Origin of the sequence: Lysinibacillus sp. FSL K6-1151 (assembly GCF_038630755.1) — a bacterium.
Taxonomy (GTDB): Bacteria; Bacillota; Bacilli; order Bacillales_A; family Planococcaceae; genus Lysinibacillus; species Lysinibacillus fusiformis_D.
The window spans coordinates 391,411-412,307 of record NZ_CP152040.1 but is presented as its reverse complement, the minus strand read 5'-3'; the positions used below and the strand labels follow the sequence as shown (position 1 = coordinate 412,307).

The 20,897-nt window shown below is 38.1% G+C and carries 17 protein-coding genes; 3 read left to right on the top strand and 14 right to left on the bottom strand.

Annotation, left to right across the window (positions count from 1 at the left end):
• Positions 1 to 5: 5 nt before the first annotated feature.
• From MHI04_RS01965 to MHI04_RS01950, 4 genes are all read right to left on the bottom strand, one after another.
• A complete protein-coding gene (locus MHI04_RS01965) occupies positions 6 to 2,105 on the bottom strand; it encodes a beta-propeller domain-containing protein (protein ID WP_249651049.1) in 2,100 nt (699 codons plus the stop codon).
• 132 nt (positions 2,106 to 2,237) lie between these two features.
• On the bottom strand, positions 2,238 to 3,431 hold the full coding sequence (locus MHI04_RS01960) for an acyl-CoA dehydrogenase family protein (protein ID WP_058844772.1): 1,194 nt from the start codon (positions 3,429 to 3,431) through the stop codon (positions 2,238 to 2,240).
• A gap of 9 nt (positions 3,432 to 3,440) precedes the next feature.
• On the bottom strand, positions 3,441 to 4,613 hold the full coding sequence (locus MHI04_RS01955; protein WP_036117720.1) for a saccharopine dehydrogenase C-terminal domain-containing protein: 1,173 nt from the start codon (positions 4,611 to 4,613) through the stop codon (positions 3,441 to 3,443).
• 26 nt (positions 4,614 to 4,639) lie between these two features.
• Positions 4,640 to 6,118, bottom strand: coding sequence for an aldehyde dehydrogenase family protein (locus tag MHI04_RS01950; protein ID WP_058844773.1), 1,479 nt, complete (start codon positions 6,116 to 6,118; stop codon positions 4,640 to 4,642).
• A 417-nt stretch (positions 6,119 to 6,535) separates the two neighbouring features.
• Here MHI04_RS01950 and MHI04_RS01945 point away from each other — a divergent pair, with 417 nt between their 5' ends.
• Positions 6,536 to 7,336 carry a TIGR00266 family protein gene (locus tag MHI04_RS01945; RefSeq protein WP_089933090.1) on the top strand — a complete coding sequence of 267 codons (801 nt, stop codon included), beginning with the start codon at positions 6,536 to 6,538 and terminating at the stop codon, positions 7,334 to 7,336.
• A 296-nt stretch (positions 7,337 to 7,632) separates the two neighbouring features.
• Here the strand turns inward: MHI04_RS01945 and MHI04_RS01940 are convergent, their stop codons facing one another.
• The 4 genes from MHI04_RS01940 to MHI04_RS01925 all read right to left on the bottom strand — a co-directional run bounded on the left by MHI04_RS01940 (position 7,633) and on the right by MHI04_RS01925 (position 12,889).
• Positions 7,633 to 8,595, bottom strand: a complete 963-nt coding sequence (locus MHI04_RS01940) for a D-glycerate dehydrogenase (protein ID WP_058844775.1) — start codon at positions 8,593 to 8,595, stop codon at positions 7,633 to 7,635.
• A gap of 641 nt (positions 8,596 to 9,236) precedes the next feature.
• Entirely contained in the window at positions 9,237 to 10,529 is a 1,293-nt protein-coding gene (locus MHI04_RS01935; protein ID WP_342504173.1) for a globin-coupled sensor protein, read from the bottom strand.
• Between the two features lie 339 nt (positions 10,530 to 10,868).
• Positions 10,869 to 11,702 (bottom strand): undecaprenyl-diphosphate phosphatase, encoded by an 834-nt coding sequence (locus MHI04_RS01930; RefSeq protein ID WP_036117790.1) that lies wholly within the window; start codon positions 11,700 to 11,702, stop codon positions 10,869 to 10,871.
• Positions 11,703 to 11,809: 107 nt separating this feature from the next.
• Positions 11,810 to 12,889 carry a metallophosphoesterase gene (locus MHI04_RS01925; protein ID WP_058844777.1) on the bottom strand — a complete coding sequence of 360 codons (1,080 nt, stop codon included), beginning with the start codon at positions 12,887 to 12,889 and terminating at the stop codon, positions 11,810 to 11,812.
• 303 nt (positions 12,890 to 13,192) lie between these two features.
• Between MHI04_RS01925 and MHI04_RS01920 the strand changes: the two genes are divergently transcribed.
• A complete protein-coding gene (locus tag MHI04_RS01920) occupies positions 13,193 to 14,341 on the top strand; it encodes an acyl-CoA dehydrogenase family protein (RefSeq protein WP_058844778.1) in 1,149 nt (382 codons plus the stop codon).
• A 35-nt stretch (positions 14,342 to 14,376) separates the two neighbouring features.
• Here the strand turns inward: MHI04_RS01920 and MHI04_RS01915 are convergent, their stop codons facing one another.
• From MHI04_RS01915 to MHI04_RS01900, 4 genes are all read right to left on the bottom strand, one after another.
• A complete protein-coding gene (locus MHI04_RS01915) occupies positions 14,377 to 16,581 on the bottom strand; it encodes a HAMP domain-containing sensor histidine kinase (protein ID WP_058844779.1) in 2,205 nt (734 codons plus the stop codon).
• 15 nt (positions 16,582 to 16,596) lie between these two features.
• On the bottom strand, positions 16,597 to 16,752 hold the full coding sequence (locus MHI04_RS01910) for a hypothetical protein (protein ID WP_155273172.1): 156 nt from the start codon (positions 16,750 to 16,752) through the stop codon (positions 16,597 to 16,599).
• A complete protein-coding gene (locus MHI04_RS01905) occupies positions 16,730 to 17,422 on the bottom strand; it encodes a response regulator transcription factor (RefSeq protein ID WP_036117745.1) in 693 nt (230 codons plus the stop codon). The genes MHI04_RS01910 and MHI04_RS01905 overlap by 23 nt, the downstream gene beginning before the upstream one ends.
• A gap of 76 nt (positions 17,423 to 17,498) precedes the next feature.
• On the bottom strand, positions 17,499 to 18,362 hold the full coding sequence (locus MHI04_RS01900) for an EamA family transporter (protein ID WP_036117748.1): 864 nt from the start codon (positions 18,360 to 18,362) through the stop codon (positions 17,499 to 17,501).
• Positions 18,363 to 18,518: 156 nt separating this feature from the next.
• On the opposite strand from MHI04_RS01900, the gene MHI04_RS01895 reads away from it, so the two are divergent.
• Positions 18,519 to 18,749, top strand: coding sequence for an excisionase (locus MHI04_RS01895; RefSeq protein WP_036117751.1), 231 nt, complete (start codon positions 18,519 to 18,521; stop codon positions 18,747 to 18,749).
• Positions 18,750 to 18,813: 64 nt separating this feature from the next.
• Here MHI04_RS01895 and MHI04_RS01890 read toward each other — a convergent pair whose 3' ends face one another.
• Both MHI04_RS01890 and MHI04_RS01885 read right to left on the bottom strand, forming a co-directional pair.
• The gene (locus tag MHI04_RS01890) at positions 18,814 to 19,800 is read right to left on the bottom strand and encodes a homoserine dehydrogenase (RefSeq protein WP_036117793.1); all 987 of its coding nucleotides are present in this window, start codon (positions 19,798 to 19,800) and stop codon (positions 18,814 to 18,816) included.
• A gap of 477 nt (positions 19,801 to 20,277) precedes the next feature.
• A complete protein-coding gene (locus MHI04_RS01885) occupies positions 20,278 to 20,664 on the bottom strand; it encodes a hypothetical protein (protein WP_141905157.1) in 387 nt (128 codons plus the stop codon).
• Between the last annotated feature and the right edge of the window lie 233 nt (positions 20,665 to 20,897).

Below are 20,897 nucleotides of genomic sequence, written 5' to 3'. Positions count from 1 at the left end.
TCTTATTATTTTATTGTTAATGTATCTAAAGGCTTGAAGTCATTTAGCTGATAGCTCTTTACCTCGTTACGCGCTATTGTATAAAGAGCATCATCTATATAGACTACTCGTTGTACAACCTGCTCCCAATTCTCATATGGCTCATTAGTATTACGATTGATTATATTTCCTTTCAAAACAATCCCTTTATCAGCAGTAATTTCATAAATTTGAGCACCATGACCTTGGTACACAATCTCATCACCCTTACCTGCATCATACAGTACTACTGGGAAGCCAAAATAATTGAATTCCTTATTGCGGAATAGCGCTTTCGGATTATATTGTACATCAGAGTAGGAGCCTTTCCCACCGATTTTTACTGTCGATTGTTCTTTTGGGTTACTGAAGTCTGACACATCAAATAGTGACATCTTCATATTGGTTGTCACCGTAAAATTACGTTTCGTATAAGCATCATAGCGTTGCTCTGTATCATAACCAATGCCCATTAAATGTGTTTCATCTATTGGATGTAAGTAATTACTGAAGCCTGGAATCTTCAATTCCCCTAATACTGCTGGCTTTTTTGGATTTGCTACATCAATGACAAATAGTGGATCTACATGTTTAAATGTCACTACATATGCTTTTTCTCCCATAAAACGAGCAGAATATATTTTTTCTCCAGGCGCCATATCCTTTACCGAACCAAGTGGTTTTAAATGTTCATCTAAAATAAAGAGGTGATTATAGGAAGTACTTTTCTCATCCCACGTATTGCCCTCGGTTGTAAAGATTCGGAAATTACCTTTGTATTCGTCCATTGAATACTGATTTAAGACAGTTCCCTTTACTTCTGTACTTCCAGCAAAATTTAAAGTCGTTCCATCTACATTCCACTTAAAAATCTGAGTGTCTGCTGACCTAGGTAGCCAAATCATATCCATAACTCGTTTATTGGATGGAGCAGCCTGATTATTTTCATAAATTGGTGTCGTTAAATATAGGGCATTTTCTGACATATAAAGACCACTACTTCCACCTAAATACCCTTTTGTATTGGCTGTTGTCTTAGCTCCATTTTTTAAATCGACAGCTGTAATTAAACTATAGGTACCATCCATTGTATTAGGTAATATAGAGATTTTTTCTAAAGGTAGGCTTGTGTACGCTGATCCTGCTACACTATCAAATGTTTTAGGCTTTAATTCGGCTTTTTTGTCTTCTTGCAACATCCAATAATTCGGATACATATTACCAATTATATATAATGTGTCCTTCGTAATACGAATATCCTGTAAAAAGCCTTCTTGCCCAACATTACGTACATGTTTTGGATTGCCTGGATTCGAAATATCATAAAATGAGGCTGTTACCATGGCTGTACCAGCCTTTTCAATATATTCATCCCCAATGGCAATTAATAGATTGTCATATAATGCAAGCTTAGAAATATATTGTGACTCTTTTAGTTTAATGCTTGTCGCTAACTTCAAATGCTTAGGATCTTTAGCATTGACAACCGTAATACTCTGATCCTTTACACTGTAAATAAAGCCGTCTTTTACGACAACAATATCACCCTCTTCTACACCGTCTACTTGGTTATTGGTTGTAGACTCGTTATTAGCAGTGGCTTTATCTTCACTTGCTGCACTTTCAGCTTTCTCTTCCTCTCCCCATCCAACTCTTTGAGTCGTTAACAGCTTTTTAAAATATTGCTGGAGCTCTTTTTCAGATTTGACGGCTGTTAACGTTTCAATAATAGTAAATGAAATCGTCTGTGAAGAGACATTCAGCCCCCCTTGTGCGAAGGCTTCCTTTTTCACATGTAATTGATAATTCCCTGGTGCTAACTTCTTGACCACTATTGTTTTTTGATCTTCTAATAATTCAATTGTTGCAGGCACTTTTTGGCCTTTTGCCGTTGTAATAAAGACATAGTCCTCTGTAATCTTGTTTTTCTTTAAAGCTACTGAAAAAGATGCTTGCCAGCTTTGTGTAGCCATGCTGGTGCTAGCGGCCTTTGCAGTCACATCCGTATTCACCATCCATGTGAAAACGCCAGGCACGATAGCTACAACAAGTATCAACATAATTACCAACCATTTGTTTTTCATCATTTTTCCTCTCTTTCATTTACTTGTTTATCCATTAGACTAATAAAAAATCGGAAAGTTACATTTTTCTGAATTTTTTAATGTAGGTTATGACTTCACAAAAAAACAAGGGGGGAATACTCCCTCCCCCCTCGTTTATTCTTCAAACGGCCATTTCGGCAACATTTTTGATAAAGACTTATCTCGACGTCTTCCTAATACATAATCAGCCTGCATAATGGTATGAATTTCACGGGTTCCTTCATAAATAACAGGTGCTTTTGAGTTTCGTAAATAACGGGCAACTGGATATTCATCTGAATAGCCATATGCACCATGAATCTGTACTGCATCATCAGCAGCCTTATTGGCAAAGTCACACGCTTGCCACTTTGCTAAGGATGTCTCGCGAGTATTTCGAACACCTTTATTTTTCAGTTCACCTACGCGATAGACAAGAAGACGACTCATTTGATAGCCGGCTTCCATATTAGCAATCATTTGTCCAACAAGCTGGTGCTCTCCTATAGGCTTACCAAATGTCTCTCGTTCATGACAATATTTCACACTAGCCTCTATACAAGCTTGGATTAAACCAACAGCACCTGCCGCTACTGTAAATCGACCATTATCAAGCGCAGACATGGCAATTTTGAAGCCTTCACCCTCTTCACCAAGTCGGTTTTCAACTGGCACACGTAAATCTTCAAAAAAGAGCTCACCTGTATTACCAGCACGAATACCATACTTTCCTTTAATCGCTTTTGACGTAAAGCCAGCCATCGAACGTTCTACAATGAACGCACTAATTCCATGATGTTTCTTCGATTTGTCTGTATAGGCAAAAACGAGAAAATGATCTGCGATATCACATAAGGAAATCCACGTTTTCTGCCCATTGAGGATATAATGATCGCCATCACGGACAGCTGTTGTTGACATGGCAGCTACATCAGACCCAGCGCCCGGTTCTGTAAGACCAAATGCTCCAATACGAACACCTTTAGCCTGCGGAACAAGGTAGCGCTGCTTTTGCTCTTCAGTACCCCACTGCATTAAGGTCATGCTATTTAAGCCCGTGTGGACAGATACAGCTGTGCGAAATGCTGTATCTCCCCGTTCAAGTTCCTCACATACGATGGCAAGAGCATTATAATCCATACCACTACCACCGTATTGTTCAGGAACACAAACACCCATTAAGCCTAACTCAGCAAGCCTTGACCAAATTTTAGCATCAAAGCCTCCATCAGCATCCCACTTTGCAATGTAGGGAATGATTTCTTCATCAACAAACTGTCTTACCGTTTTTCGTAGCATTTCCTGTTCAGTGGACATTTCAAAATTCATGGTTAGCACCTACCATTTCACGATCATAGCAGACTTATGTGATGTCTCTTTAATCACCACGCCACGTTTAGCCATCTCTTCGATATACGTATCACCAGGAACTATTGCTTCAGGTGGAAATACACCATGCTCTGTAATAGCACCCGCTCCTATCATCTGCGCTACAACAGAAATGGTATTAGCAGTAGCACGAGCCATGGCTGTTTCATTAATTGTCATATCCTTACGTACAACCATTTCATATTCATACGTGACCTGCTGTTGTGCTTTTTCACCAGCTACAATGACACGTAACAGTACAGCATCTGGTTTTGTGCCCAGTTCAAGCTTCTTTTTAAGTGCCTCTCGTACAACGGCACGAACAGGTACTTCTTGATTATCAACTTCTACCTTATTAGTGGAATCAAGGAATCCTAAGTCAGCTAAAAGCTTAAATTTCTCTGCGTGACCTTTATAGCGGATCGTTTTATATTCTAATGTGCGGACATTGGGGAATGTCTTATACAATGTGGAAATGCCACCAGATGTATAAAATGCCTCAAGCACACCGAAGTCATCAAAATAAATAGGTTCAACGCCAGACAGGGATGGAACTTCTTCAAGCTTGCCCTTCTGAATCGTTTTGGAAGGCTCTGTATAATGATCGAATACGCCATCTAAAGAAAACACACGTGTATAATGAAGTGGAGGCTTTGGATCAGTTGGAATACCACCTACAAATAGTTTAATAGAATCGACATCATCTAATTTCGATGCACCATAGCCAGCAAGAATATTAATCATACCTGGCGCAACACCTAAGTCCGGAATGATTGTGACACCTTTTGCTTTTGCTTCCTCATGAAGATCTAATATCTTCTCTGTCACACCACCAATATGACCGCCTAAATCTACGGAATGTACGCCTGCCTCAATCGCTGCTCTCGCTACTCGCTCATTGAACGAATAAAATAGCGCATTGACGACAACGTCACCCTTAGACATAACGTCCATTAATGAATCATCACGCTCTGCATGAAGCTCCACAACCTCCACTTTATTAGAGTCTAGCGTATCTACAAAATCCTGTGCTACTTTTACATCGATATCCCCTAAAAACACACTCTCCACTTTATCATTTTTTATTAAATCACGAGCTACCTCTTTACCCATTAAACCTGCACCTAATACAACAACTTTCATCAAGAACATCCCCTTTCGTTGATCTGTTACTCTGTATCGATTTGTGCTCTTTGTAATTTACCGCTGTAGTCTACATAAATACTCTTCCATTCTGTGTAAACATCTAGGGCCGCTACACCTGAATCACGGTGTCCATTACCAGTCCCTTTTGTGCCGCCAAATGGCAAATGAATTTCAGCACCTGTTGTGCCGGCATTTACATAAACAATACCCGTGTCCAAATCACGTTGTGCGCGGAAAATTGTATTTACATCTTGTGAGAAAATGGAGCTAGATAAGCCAAATTTCACACCATTATTTACTTCAATTGCTTCTTCCAAGCTTGCTACTTCAATGATAGAAACGACTGGGCCAAAGATTTCTTCTTGGGCAATAATCATGTCAGGCTTCACATTTGTAAACAGAGTTGGCTCATAATAGAACCCTTTATCGTAAGGTGGTTCATTTAATATTTTGCCCCCCGCTAATAATGTAGCTCCCTCTTGTTTGCCTATTTGCACATAGTGATTAATTTTTTCCAATGCGGCTTTATTAATCACTGGCCCGATTTTAACGTCCTTTTCTAGACCATCGCCAATTGTTAGCTTTTGCATTTCATCTAAGAGACGCTTTTCTAATTGTTCTTTTACATCTTTATGCACAATGACTCGACTACATGCTGTACACCTTTGCCCAGCAGTACCAAATGCACTCCATAAAATTCCTTCTGTAGCTAGCTGTAAATCGGCGTCATCCATGACAATGACAGCATTTTTCCCACCCATTTCTAAAGAAATCTTTTTCAAGTGCTTACCGCCAAGCTCGGCTACTTTACTGCCCGTTGTCGTGGAACCAGTAAAGGAAATAACCTTGACATCAGGGTGTTCAATTAACGCTGTCCCTACTGTAGGCCCTGTACCAAATACAATATTAGCGACACCATCTGGTAAGCCCACTTCTTCAAAAATTTTACCCATTTCATAGGCCATCATCGGTGTCTCATTCGATGGTTTCCAAATAAATGTATTCCCCGCAACAATGGCAGGAAATGACTTCCACGTTGCAATGGCAACGGGGAAATTCCAAGGCGTAATGAGTGCCACAACACCAATCGGTGCCCTTACACTCATGGCAAATTTATTGGCAAGCTCCGATGGTGTTGTTTCGCCAAACAATCTTCGACCCTCACCAGCCATATAATAAGCCATATCAATTCCTTCTTGCACTTCTCCCCTAGCCTCTTCAATTACCTTGCCCATCTCTTTTGTTAAAACGGTCGCCAAATATTCTTTCTTCTCTTTCATTTTGAGACCGATGGCATATAAATAGTCTGCACGCTTTGGCGCTGGTACAAGTGCCCAGCTCTTTTGTGCTTGTTTGGCAGCAGCTACAGCCTCATCTACCTCATTTGAAGTAGAACGTGGTATGGTAGCAAGCTGCTCACCATTTGCAGGGTTCGTCACTGCTATACTTTGTAAATGTGAATGTGTGACCCATTTACCGCCAATATAGTTTTTAATCTCCACTACATACACCCCCTGAAATACTCTATGATGCCTCGGCTGTTGTACCAGTTGTATTCCATTGGTACAGCGTCTGTAACAGAATGAAATATGTCAATATTCCGAATTTTCTAGATGCAATATACCTGGTCATACTAGCATTTACCTAATAATCGGTGACAACTACCAGAGGCTTTATTTTCATCTAACGTCATTACCTCCATATAGAGGATGACTTCTAAATTTAGAAGCCACTTAAGGTTATGTATATTCACAATACCCTTCGTTATATGAAAATAAATAATACACATTCTAGTTTTTTATATTCGACATTTTCTAGCTAATTCCCTTTTTTTCTAAAATATTTAATTTCCTATTGAAACTAATGTGATTTATAATCGTATACAATATCATTAAATTTACTTTTGGAGGAATCCCTTTATGAATAATCATGAAATTGACTACAAGTTATTTGGTGACGACATGCAATATGTGCAAGTTGAGCTTGATCCTCAAGAAACAGTTGTTGCAGAAGCAGGAGCTTTAATGATGATGGATGACTCGATCCATATGGAAACTATTTTTGGTGATGGCTCACGAGGTAGCTCACAAAGTGGTCTAATGGGGAAATTATTTGGTGCTGGAAAACGACTAATTACTGGTGAAAGTTTATTCATGACGACATTCACAAATGTTGGTGCAGGTAAAAAGCATGTTTATTTCGCTTCACCATACCCAGGTAAGATTATTCCAATGGATTTAAGCCAATTGAACGGTAAAATCATTTGTCAAAAGGATGCATTCTTAGCAGCAGCTAAAGGTGTTTCTGTTGGCGTTGAGTTTCAGAAAAAAATCGGTGTAGGCTTCTTCGGCGGTGAAGGCTTTATTATGCAAAAGCTTGAGGGAGACGGTATGGCATTTGTACATGCAGGTGGAGCGATTCACGAAAAAACGTTACAGCCGGGAGAAGTGCTACGTGTAGATACAGGATGTTTGGTGGCGATGACATCAAATGTAGATTACAATATCGAGATGGTTGGAGGCGTAAAAACTGCACTATTTGGTGGAGAAGGGATCTTCTTTGCTACACTACGCGGCCCAGGGACTGTGTGGGTACAATCATTACCATTTAGCCGTTTAGCAAGTCGTGTCTTTGCAGCAGCACCTATTTCGCAAGGAGGGGGCGGTCAATCTAAAGGTGAAGGCGGCATCGGTGGCATATTCGATTTATTCAATAAATAAGAAAACATAAGGCTGGAACAAAAAATGTTTCAACCAACAAAAATACCGAACTATCCAATGAAACACTTATAAAGTGTTTCGGAATAGTTCGGTTTTTCTATTTGTCATGTTTTGTTATTAAGAAATTATTCGACTTCTTGAAAGAACAATTTAGAGCAAACGTGGTGAGTGAAGCGGCTAACGGACGCCCTGAAAGGACACTGGAGGAACGGAAATCAATCCCACAGCTTACTAAAAAGTTTTTTCTAGTCTTTTTTCAATGTGTAGCATGTCAGCAAATGATATGCTCCTCTTTTTTAATCAATTCGATTGGAGATTGCCTTGCCTTGTCCATAAGCCGTTAATGCTTTCACATTTAGCATCAGCATGGCCGTTCTCGTTGCTAACGAAGCGCTACCGATATGTGGAAGTGCTACTACATTTGGAAGAGTTAATAAAGGATGATTCATAGCAATCGGCTCTTGTTCAAAAACATCTAGCCCCGCAGCCCACAGCTTACCATTTTTCAAAGCATCATACAGGGCAGCCTCATCAATGATCCCACCACGGGAAGCATTTATTAATACAGCATCTTCCTTCATCAAAGCTAGTTCCTGTGCCCCAATGAGTCCTTCCGTATCAGTATTATAAGGTGTCATAATCACAACAAAATCAGATTGCTTTAAAAGGTCTTCCAATGAAACATACTGGAAGCCATACATTTCTTCCGCTTCATGCCGACGTCTGCGATTATTATATAAGATTTTCATATCAAAACCTTTTGCTCTTCTAGCAACAGCTTGGCCAATTCGCCCCATGCCAATAATTCCTATTGTTGCTCCTGATACATCCTTACCAACCAGTTGCATTGGATACCAGCTGTTCCATTTGCCTTCACGTAAATATCTTTCACTTTCTGGAATTCTACGTGCAGTTGCAAGCAGTAAGCCAAATACTAAATCCGCAGTCGTATTGGTTAAGACACCTGGTGTATTTGTCGCCATAATGCCTTGTTTCCGTAAAGCTTTCACATCAATATTATTATAGCCAACTGCTAAATTGGTCACTAATTTCAAATTGGGTGCATGTGAAAGTAACTCTTCATCTACTTGATCGGCTATCGTTACCCATAGCACCTCACAGTCAGCGACAGCTGCTAGCAATTTGTCTCGTGGAATAACCAGGTCTTCTTCTTCCCACTGCGAGATTTCATAAAACTCCTGTAATGGTTCAACAATATGTGTAGGAAATTTACGTGTTATAAATAATTTCTTTTTCATGCTCCAAAAACACCCCTCTACTCATTTCCCTAATTCGCCTATAGCGTAACACTTAAAACAAGCATTTTCTAGGGTTTTCTAGTCTGTATCCTTCCATAACTGATAGTTATTAGCTAATTCATCAGCCTCATTTTTAGTTTATCCGTGTAATACATCATTCTATCCTAATCCACAGCACGAAAAAAACTATGCATAGATTGGATGCATAGTTTTTCATAATGTTGGAAAACAAAACCTTCAATAACATTTTTGTGAAAGTTCCATTGTAGGCTACTTGCATTCTGTAAGCGAGTACTACCCCATGGGAATCAAGTAGCCCAATCAATAAAAATATTTCTTTTGAGCAAAGGTTTTCAACTAAAGTGGAAGTATTCACTACTCTTTATGGAGGGGTGTTGTCACTCATCGCTTCTCCACATTGAAAATAAAAGCCTATCCTTACTCTAATCATACAAATAAAGAGCTATTTTGTTCACTAAGGCTCGTATGAAAGATTAGGAAAAGACTCTTTTGCGCATGGTTGATTGGAGTGGAGCCAGCGTCACTCCTAGGGATTTAGCGTCACAGCTGAGACGCTGGCAGAACGGAAATTAACCCCTCGCCTTTCAAACTTACTTTTTCTGCCGTTGACATCAACACTATTAAAATTCTCTAATTGTTGTATTTAAGCGATTGGCCACTTTCTCTAATGCTCCAGAAGATTCACCAATAGTTTCAATAATCTTTACTAATTCAGCTATTTGACTACCAACATTTTGAAAGTTAGAGATAGAATCTTCCACAGAACCAGAAATCGCATCAAATGCTTTTAGCGACTCGGCATTGCGTTCAATACTACTATTCACGAGTTGCTGTATATCCTGAATGGCTTGGACCACCTGTGTTGTAATACCGTTCGACATCATAATTAGTTCAGCTATTTGTTCGACTGAGCTTTTCGTTTGATCAGCAAGCTTACCTACTTCATTTGCAACGACTGCGAAGCCCTTACCATGTTCGCCAGCACGTGCTGCTTCAATTGCAGAGTTCAGCGCAAGTAAATTGGTTTGCCCTGAGATGCTTTTCACAATTTCTACAACTGCATTAATTTTGGAAGAAGAGGCATCTAGCTGCTCCACCATATTAGCCATCTCAACTGTTTTATGATGAATTTTTCCAGTTTGCTCATTGATAGATACAATTTTAGTATAACCTTCATTAGACACCTTTTGCATAGATTGTGCCTCTTGCATACTATCTGTCAAAGAATCATTGACATGCTGTGCACTATAAACAAGTTGTGTTACTGTTTCAGTCGTATTTTGAGATTGAACCTCCAACTGTGTTGAAATGCCGCCTATGACATCCTTTACATGCTCCCTAACGCTATTGCGTTGTTTCTCTATTAATATACTGGCATAGTTATCGTATTCTTCCAAAACAATTTGCTGCTCGAAATTACATATTTTACTAACAGCATCACAAAATTTCTCTTCCTCGTCTTTAGATAGTCGAAGCTCATAAATAATTTTACGTAGTGATTTTTCAAGAATGTAAAAGGCTGCTAAATACCATTTAGGATAGAGATTAATCTTCACATGCATCTTTGCCACACGGCTTCGCTTCTCTAAAAAAGCTTCATCTATACGCCCCTCAAACATTTCAATAATATGATGGCGTAATGTTTGCCGTAAGCGCTCGCTAGAACTATGCTTTTGTATCACAGCCTGTAAAGAGGGCACGCTTTCAATAGCATGATAAAATGCACCAACCACCTCAACAACGTTTCTTTCCACATAAGGCTTTAAGCTTTTAATCAATTGAAGGTCGTATACACTTAATCCTACAAGATTTAACTGAAATAAACGTTCTGGCTCTTCAATAAAAATACCGACAGCTGCTTCATCACTAATTTCAATTGTATTTTTCTTAGATCTATTTACAATTTGAAACATTTTCTCCACCTCATATTATAATCATATACCGAACTAAGTCTATTATCCTAAATGCTATTCAATAACAACAAATATTTGGACATTCTATGTATCAATTATAATCTCAAAATAAACAAATGAATAATAAAGAGGTAAATGATAGCTATTATCATTATAATCCTCTATACATTTGTACTATTCAATAAGTCTTTATAACTATTTTACTCATTTTTCAAAAAAATGATGGCTGGAGTAATAAAAAAAGCCACTGCTTCTTATCAAAGAAGAGTCCTGCACCCCTAAAGTTTAGATTTTTGACTCTAACTTTAGGGGTGCAGGACCAAGAGTGACCTTTTTTATTTACATAAAAATAATTACACAAAGAACTGCGGCTAAAACTAAACGATAAATCGCAAAAGGCATTAACTTCACCTTTGAAATAAGTGCTAGGAAAAACTTGATGGATAGTAAGGCAAAGATAAATGAACTAATAAATCCAACTGCATAGAATCCAAAATAGTCCATCGATAAAGTATCCCAGTTTTTCAGAACGGATACTAGACTAGCCCCTGCCATGATTGGCACTGCCATAATGAATGTAAAATCGGCTGCAACACGGTGACTCATACCAAAGAGTACCCCACCTGAAATAGTCGCACCTGAACGAGAAAAACCTGGCCATAAAGATAGACATTGAACTAACCCAACTTTAAATGCTAAACCATAGGATATCTTGTCTAAAGAATCTACTTTTGGTTTTCTTGGTGCCAATTTATCCGCAGCAATCATTAGAATTGCTCCTGCCACTAAAGCATAAACTACATGTTCTACTTTAAATAAATGGTCGTCTATAAAATCTTTAAACGCAAAACCTAAAACAACTGCTGGCAGCATCCCAACAATAACATGCAATAAGTTAAAACGGCCGTTTATGGATTTTGATTGACCGTCAATATTATATAAGCCAACTAAGCTTAGCATACGTTTCCACATCACTACGATAACCGCTAAAATGGAGCCGAGCTGCACAACAATTTTAAATGTGTTAGCAGGATATTTTCCCAAAAACTCCTCTGTCTTTAACCACATATCATCCACGATAATCATATGACCCGTAGAAGATACTGGTGCGAATTCCGTCATACCTTCGACAAAGCCTAATATTAACGCTTTTAATAATTCTATAATTTCCACCATGTCACCTTACCTTTTTTAATCAAATACCCACCTATTATAAGATACTACGTTTTCATATACTACTGTCATTTCACCTAGGTAGCTCATTTCAAGATTACCACACACTATTGAAAGTTTATATCCACTACCCAAAGCTCTGATCTACTACCAATTCGCATCGGTGGTCCCCAGAAGCCATAGCCTGATGAAACAAGTGTATGCATATGCTCCTTCAACTTATAACCATAGTCCAGTTCAAATACCCGAGCCGTTATATACTGGTTTGGCCATAGCTGACCCTTATGTGTATGACCTGACATATGTAAATCAACCCCCATTGCCGTTGGTGTTACCAAGTCATCGGGTGTATGGTTCATCACAAGCCATGGCAAGTTATCAGATACCTTTAATTCTTCAAGTGTTTTTCTTTCTTTATTCGTCCTATCCTCTTGCCCTGTTAATACAAACGCATCTTCTATACGAATTGTTTCATCTAGCAGTATTTTCACATTGGCATTTTCCATTTCCTTTACAAACTCAGGAATTTTTTTACCGTAATATTCATGGTTACCCAATATCCCATACGTTCCATATGTAGATGTTAATCCTTTCATGACATCCGCCATGCCCTCTTGAACAAACCATTTTGGATCATCATCCACGATATCGCCAGCTAACAATACAATATCTGGCTGCGCTTCATTTGCCAAGTTTACAAATCGTTGCAAATGCCTTTTATGCGATAATACCCCTAAATGAAAATCAGATGCCACAACAGCTCTCAGTGATTCTAGTTCACTTTCCTTTTTGGCTACCGTTATTTCTAAATGACGAACTACTGGTGAATAAGCTAAATAAGAGCCGATGATACTTAACAAAACTAGGACAGCAACTGCTATACTACCAATTATTTGTACATTTTTAAAGGGAGTTAACCAAACAATCAATTGTGAAGCTAAACACAGTAATAAGCCGTATTCAAAGAGAAACATCCAGTAATTACTGATGACCGAAAAAAACCGTAAAGACTCATGTAATCTTCCGATAATAATACTAAAAGCAACAATATACAGGATCAGCCAAAATAGGACTGGATAACGGAACCATCCCATCGCTACAAGCCACTGCTTTACTCCCCACCCTAAATAGAAAGTCAACGCACTATAAATACTAATTAAAAGTATACCACCGATTACTTTTGGCATAACCTAGTCCTCTACTTTCTTCTATAATTTAGTTGATTATATCATTATACTTAACAATCATATTGCTTGAAGCCCTTGAATAATCTTCTATCTGAAAATAGGAACTGATTACAGATGACAACTATAAGTTTACCTTTTTATTTCCTTCGATTCTCTCGTTCTACATGACATTCCACCATATTTAGATGACATTTTCGTCATTTTCACACTAAAAGCCACTTTAATTTCTACAAATCTTCCAGTAACATAATAGATGAACGAGAAAATTTACGCATTTACGAGCAAAAAGGGGTGCTATTTCGAATGACACGTTATAAATTTGAAACAATAGAGCATGAGTTATTTCGTAAAACCTTCCGTAAGTTTTTAGCTGAAGAAGCTGAGCCACATTATATTCAATGGGAAAAAGACCATCTAATTCCACTTTCCTTTTGGCGCAAGCTCGGTGAGATGGGCTACCTTTGCCCACAGGTCGAGGAGCAGTATGGCGGGCTTGGTCTGGATTTCAGCTTCGGTGTTATTATTCAAGAGGAGCTAGAACGTATAGGTTCAAGTCTTATTGGGATTGGACTGCATAATGATATTGCCGTACCTTATATCGAGGCTTATGGTACACATGAACAAAAATCTCGCTGGCTGCCTAAATGTATTTCAGGCGACTATATCACTGCGATTGCGATGACTGAGCCTGGTACAGGTTCAGACTTGGCAAATATACAAACAACCGCGATCCGCGATGGTGACTTTTACATTGTCAATGGACAAAAAACCTTTATCACTAATGGCATTCATACAAACTTAGCCATTGTTGCAGTGAAAACAAATCCACAGGTGGAGAAAAAGCATCGCGGCATCAGTCTACTTGTCATTGAAGAAGGTACACCTGGCTTTACAAAAGGAAGACAGCTCGAAAAGGTTGGGATGCATGCCCAAGATACGGCAGAACTCTATTTTGAAGATTGCCGAGTGCCTGTGCAAAACCTACTTGGAGAAGAAGGCAAAGGTTTTCACTATATGATGGAAAAGCTACAGCAAGAGCGATTAGCAGTAGCGATTGCTGCACAAACAGCCGCAGAGGATATGCTTACCTTGACATTAGACTATGTAAAATCACGTCAAGCCTTTGGTAAAACAATTGGCGACTTCCAAAATACAAAATTTAAAATTGCTGAAATGGCTACTAAAATTGAGCTTGGAAAATCATTTTTAGAATCCTTGATTGAAGAGCATATTGCTGGGAAAGAGGTTGTGACAAAAGTATCTATGGCAAAATACTGGATCACAGAAAATGCACGTGAGCTTGCCACGCAATGTATGCAATTGCATGGTGGCTATGGCTATATGGAGGAATATAAAATTGCTAGAAGGTATAGAGATATACCTGTTATGTCCATCTATGCTGGTACCAACGAAGTGATGAAAGTCATTATCGCCAAAAATTTAGGCTTATAAAAAGATGGCGGCAAATTTCTGCCGCCATCTTTCCATTATACTGCTGGAATTCGAACAATTACTTTAAATAGATCGCCATCTACATCAATACTCATTCTTGCCCCATGTAAGTCGACAATAGATTGTGCAATCGCTAATCCAAGTCCTGAGCCCTCTGTATGCCTTGAAGCATCTGCACGTTTAAAGCGTTCAAATAATTCCTCGGCATCCTCACTGATTTCATATTTCGCAACATTTTTCACTGTAAATTCAGCATCACCATCTGCCGTACGTTTCAACGTCACGTATACACGTGTTCCTTCTAACGCATATTTCAAGACATTCACAATTAAATTATCGATGAGTCTCCACCATTTTTGACCGTCCACATATGCATAGATGGGATCGTGTGGCATCGTCATACGTAAATCTAAGCTTGACTGTGTCAAATCCTCTTTATGCTCCCCTACCGCTTGCTGAATAAGCTGCGTCAAATCTACTCGACTGCGATGGAGTTCAATATTGCCACTTGCCATTTTTGACACTTCAAAAAGGTCTTCAATCAATACTTTTAAACGCTCAGATTTTTTATCGAGAATTTGAATGTATTGTTGACGTTCTTCGTCTGTAATAGTGGGCTTTTTCAGTAAATCCGTATACGTAATAATAGAGGTTAATGGCGTACGTAAATCATGACTCACATTTGTAATAAGCTCTGTTTTCAAACGTTCACTTTTCGCCTGCTCATGCATGGACGTACGAACACCTTCTCGTAAATGGTTAAGATTTTCAGCATGACCTGCAAGCGGTGATTTGCCTTTTACCTTCACATCTCGGTTTAAACGTCCTTCAGCCATATTCTTCGTATCCTTCATAATGCGATTTAAATAACCCATTCTTGATAGGAAAACAACCAGAGCAGGAATTCCTACGAACATACACATAGCAAGAACAAGAACTGGAAAACCGCCTCCTCTTAACATAGAAGCGACAAGGCTACCTCCCCCAAAGAAGGCTGCAGCTAACATGACCAATGAATGCAATGCAATAGAACGATTGATAAATAAATCAGTCATCGAATCGCCAAGTGACCATAAATAACTTGATTTCATATTTTCTTCTAGCTTTTTCAAAGTATCCACTCTTGTATACAGCCAAATTAATTGTACAAAGAAAGCACTGCCTATAACGAATAACACAGCTATTTTAAAGGCAGAATCTAGTATAGACCGTACATAATTATATTGATAATTGTAATCGTAAGTGTATTCAATAGATTCAAAAACAATTTGGGAAGTAAAAAGATACATAAATCCTGTGATCAATACTAGAATAACCTGAAAGTCAAACTTTACCTTAGTTAAAATCTCTTTTTCCTTCATATTCGTGACAGTTTGTAGTACAACCTTACGACCTCTCCATGCAAAGATTGCCGTTACTATACTAGTCAGCCACACAAAGAAAAAGGTATATTGATTACGGTGAAAACGATTATAATCCTGCATAACGCCTAATGATTGAACTGCTTTTTTCGAGATGGTTAAGACACCCATATATTCAGCTGTTTCATAAAAATTATCTACATCCACATATGCTTCTGTACTGTAAAAAATATCCCTTAAATTATTACTAATATTTCCTGCATATAATGGGTTTCGCTCAGAATATTTTATTTTATAGGCACTGCTTTCTGAAACATCACCTGCACGGTATATTTTACCTGTTTCAATATTCGTCAACTCATAGGACCAGTAGTCATAGTTTTTTCCAAAGCTTTTCGCTTCGGCTTGTACTGACTTAATATATTTATCAATTAATGCTTCTTTTTCAGCACGAATCTTCTTTCGCACATGCTCATCATTTTCAAAGTTTGCCGTAATATCTTTAATCTTATTATCGCGTTCAGTCTCTAGCTTTATTTGTAATTCTGCAGCATTGGCATCCACTGCTTCTTGAATTCGCTGTCCGTATTGCTGTTTAATATTATCGATTTGCTGTCCCAATGTACCATAGTAATTACGATGATCTTCTATTTCTGATTGCGTAATTTCTATTTCATCTTTAAAATCTGCGGCATTCGGTACATTTAACACTAACGGTCCTAGTTCTGCTGTGAAATTATCGATTTCATGCTGGAAATTTTCCGATTGGAAATAGGATTTACCAATATACTGATAACCTACATGCCAAAAAGTAAAAATACCAAAAATTGTCCAAATGAAACACATTAACACTAGAGAGGATTTCCATTTTTTTATCATACCTCTTACACTCCTCTAAAAAATTCTTTCCAAAAATTGCAAAACCTCTGAGGAGCGAGAATCGACGATTTGATAGGCATAAACACCAAAATAAATGAGCCCAACAACACCTGCTATAAATCCTGCAATCGTCATATACTTCTCTAGTTTATTTTTCCATTTTATAGCCAACGCCCCATACCACCTTTAGATAGCGCGGATTTTTCGGATCTGCTTCAATTTTTTCACGTATCTTCCGAATGTGAACAGCTACAATATTTTCAGCATTGTACGCCTCCTCATTCCAAACACGTTCATAAATTTCACGTATCGAAAAAACACGCCCTACATTTTTCATTAATAATTCCGTGATTTTATATTCTATTGGAGTTAGTCGAACAGGTTCTCCTTCTAGTATGACCTCTTTTGCATCTTCATCAAGAACAAGTCCGTCAATTTCCACTTTTGTCGCTCCTTCACTATACGTCCCTAGTTGCACATAACGTCGCAACTGCGATTTCACTCGTGCCAATAGTTCTAATGGATGAAATGGCTTCGTCACATAATCATCAGCTCCAACGGATAGCCCATGTATTTTATCGCCATCCTCTGCCTTTGCACTCAGCATAATAATTGGAATATTGCGCTCCTCCCTAATTTTAAAGGTTGCTGTAATGCCATCCATGTTTGGCATCATGATATCTAAAATAATTAAATGTACTTCATTGTTCTCTAGCTTTTCTAATGCATCTTGGCCGTCTGCTGCTTTAATGACATGATAGCCTTCATTTTTTAAATAAATTTCAATACCATCACGAATATCTTGATCGTCATCTGTAACAAGAACTGTTAATTTCGTCATGATATACACCTCGCTCTCAAATATCAGTGTACCTTTCAAATCTTAAAAACCAGCTATTATAAAAATGAAGAATTTCTTAAGGTTTTCGTTTTTTCCTTCCACCTATGGTTAAAACAACAATGCCACCTAGTAGCATTGCTAGACCAAGCCAGGACACGATACTTAATTGTTCTCCAATGAAAAACACCCCAAGAATGGCAGCAGTTAATGGCTCTGCTAATGACAGTGTTACAGCTGATGATGAACTAATTTTTTGCAGACCATTTAAAAACAATAAATACGCCACGCTTGTACACATAATTCCCATGAATAGCATTGTCCATAAGTTATGTGTATTCCCTAACCAAGCAAATCCATTTTCAAAAGAAAACGGCAGTAAAAATAACGTACAAATAGAGAATGTCATGGCGACTGCTGGCAATGCCTCTTCCTGTGCCATTAATTTTTTACTAATGTTTGTATAAAATGCAAAGGACACACCTGCACAAAGTGCTAGTGCAAATCCACCTATATGAACAGACTCGTCTCCATTATTCATAAATAATAAAAGACATCCGATAATCGCCATCAGTGTAGCAAGTCCCCATACCGCTGTCGGACGAGTTTTCCAAATAAGCCATTCTAAAACACCAGAAAATACTGGTGCACTACCAATTGTCGCAACTGTTCCAATGGCTACTCCTGTTAGACGGATAGATGAAAAGAAAAGACCCTGGAAAAGAGCAATACTGGCTGCAGCTAAAATCGTCCATTTCCATGACCATTTTCGAAAGTTAATTTTCCGTAATGAAATGGTAATGGCTAATAATAGACCGCCACCAATTGCAGAACGAATAGTGGCCACTGCTATTGGAGATACCCCTTGATTTAAAAATGTTTGAGCTGTTCCTGTCATTCCCCATAGAATGGCTGCTAGTAATACCAACAACGGATTTAACATTTATCAATTCATCCTCGCTTTATTACTTCATTAATACTAATAATACATATTTATCCAAAATCAAACAATTATCATTTTTACTTTTTCTTTCAATTAGCCTAGTATGCTTTCTCAACAATGGCAGTTATAATATATACAGTAAAAGGAGCGAATCGTATGTACAAAACAATTGCAGAGACAGCTGTTGATCTTGGTATGCCTGAGGATCAAATTATGCGTCTAGTTTATGAGGGGCGTATCCGTTCTGTTTACGATGGAGAACAAACCCTAATCAATAGCGGCCAATTTAGCACGTATTTTAAACAATTGGAACGTATTAAAGAGGAAATCGAAATTTGGCGTTCTACCCCTATTCCAGAAGATATAGATGTGAAAGATGAAGATTAAAAAAACCCACCATTCATACAATCGAACATTGTTGAGTGGCGGGTAATTTTAAAAAATAAGTTTATTAGATTGTCACAACAAATCCTGCTCTTTTCCCAATGATTTCAGCATAGTCCTCTACCATGACACTCGCAGTTGGGTACATTCCTGCCCCAGGGCCAACTAATGTTAATGTCCCAATATAGTTAGTCTCTAACGCTACCGCGTTGAACACATCATCAACGGGATAAAGTGGATGTTCTTTATCAACCAGTTGAGGACCAACTTTAGCGATAATTTTACCGTCAGCCCTTTTTTCCACTTCAGCGACATGGCGGTAACGCAGACCGTTTTCACACGCTTCACGGACTTGTTCAGCCGAAATGCTATCGATACCAATTACTTCTACATCAGCCCAATCTGGTTGCTCTCCGAAAGCTAAAGCACTTAAAATCATTAATTTTTTAAAGGCATCCTGACCAGAAATATCATTATATGGATCCGCCTCGGCATAACCTAAACTTTGCGCCTCTTTTAAAGCTGTTTCGAATGACCAGCCTTGTGCACGCATTTTTGTTAAAATATAATTACATGTGCCATTCAGGACTCCTTGAATACGGCTCACATCATTAACAAGTAAAATATTTTTCATTGTTTTAATAACAGGTACGCCACCTGCAGTAGTTGCCTCATAGCCTACAAAAACACCATTTGCTTTTGCCAGATCCTGCAACTCTAAGCCTCGTTTAGCAAACATCACTTTGTTGGCTGTAACAACGTGACATTTATGCTCAACTGCTCTTTTTAAATAACTGTATGCAGGCTCTTCATTTACAATCGCTTCAAACACAACCTGCATACCTGGCTCTGCTAAGACATCATCCATACTCGTCGTCATTAAATGCGCTGTACCTGGTACACGTTCACGACTAGCATCTGTCACTAAAATCTTTGCTACCTCTAATTCAATACCTAATTTATTTTTTAGCTCTTCTCGCTTTTCATTTAAAATATGATAGATCCCTTGACCTACCGTTCCAAATCCTAAAATCGCTGCCTTTATAGTTGCCATTTCTGTTATTCCCTCCAACTTACATTCCGCAGTTTCATCAAAGCTAATTTCTCCATGGGGTTGTGTCATGATAATTGGACACCCACCGCAAGCTTTAGCCAATTACTCTTCTTTGTACGAGTTTCGCTATTTTAGTATGTGTTGGAACACATACAAATTCAAATAATTCTAAATTTATCTTAAAGAAAATTGTAACGCAAATACATACTTAGTACAAGAAAAATCTTTCTAGGAAGGACATTTGTTTTCTCTAGATGTGCAAAAGAAATCGGTTTCATTCCCTTTATTATACGTTTTTTTAGTTGATCTATAAGATTTGAACAAAAATTGACTATTTCCATTTAAATATATGAATGTCTTTCTTCTATTATATATGTATGCTTGGACACCCATCATCTTGTTACTATTTTAATGACCTCTAAAGAAAAAACTCATTCCCTGTAGCAGCAGAGAATGAGCTTTAATATATGGGGGTTTTCAACTTGCTTTTGAAAGCAATTGATAACGATAATGTGTTAAAGCTTGTTGAACAAGACTAATTTCTTCTTCTGTAAAATTTGGTATTGCATACGTACGTTCCACTAATTGAAATGTACCGTATTTTAAGTAAAGCTCTGTTGCAGGAAGTGCAATATGGCTCACACCGTAATGTTCATATGCCTCAAAAACTTCCTTTACAGTATAGCCCTCCTCTTCAGCCACAACATACTCTTGAAATGCTGTATGACCAAAGACTTGCTTCCATTTTTTATCGACTGATGTAAGTAAGTGTTGAATGGATTGATTGTTGACAAAGACATGACCTTCATTCAGCTCATAAATTAGATAGGATGCAATGTTTTGTGCACTATAGATATTACCCATTTTAAACACTCCTTTATCATCAGTTTTTTTGGAAGAGCAGTCACTGGCTATGCGACCACTCTTCTTCTATATATTCAAAAGTGGGGGGAGCACTTATGAAAACATTTACCTTATAACAAGAATTTTCGTATTCTTAACTTATTCCCTAGTATATAACACGGAATTAACTAAGTCAATAATACACATAAAAATACTTGGTTTTATTTTTAAAAAAGTTCTGATAATTGATGGAT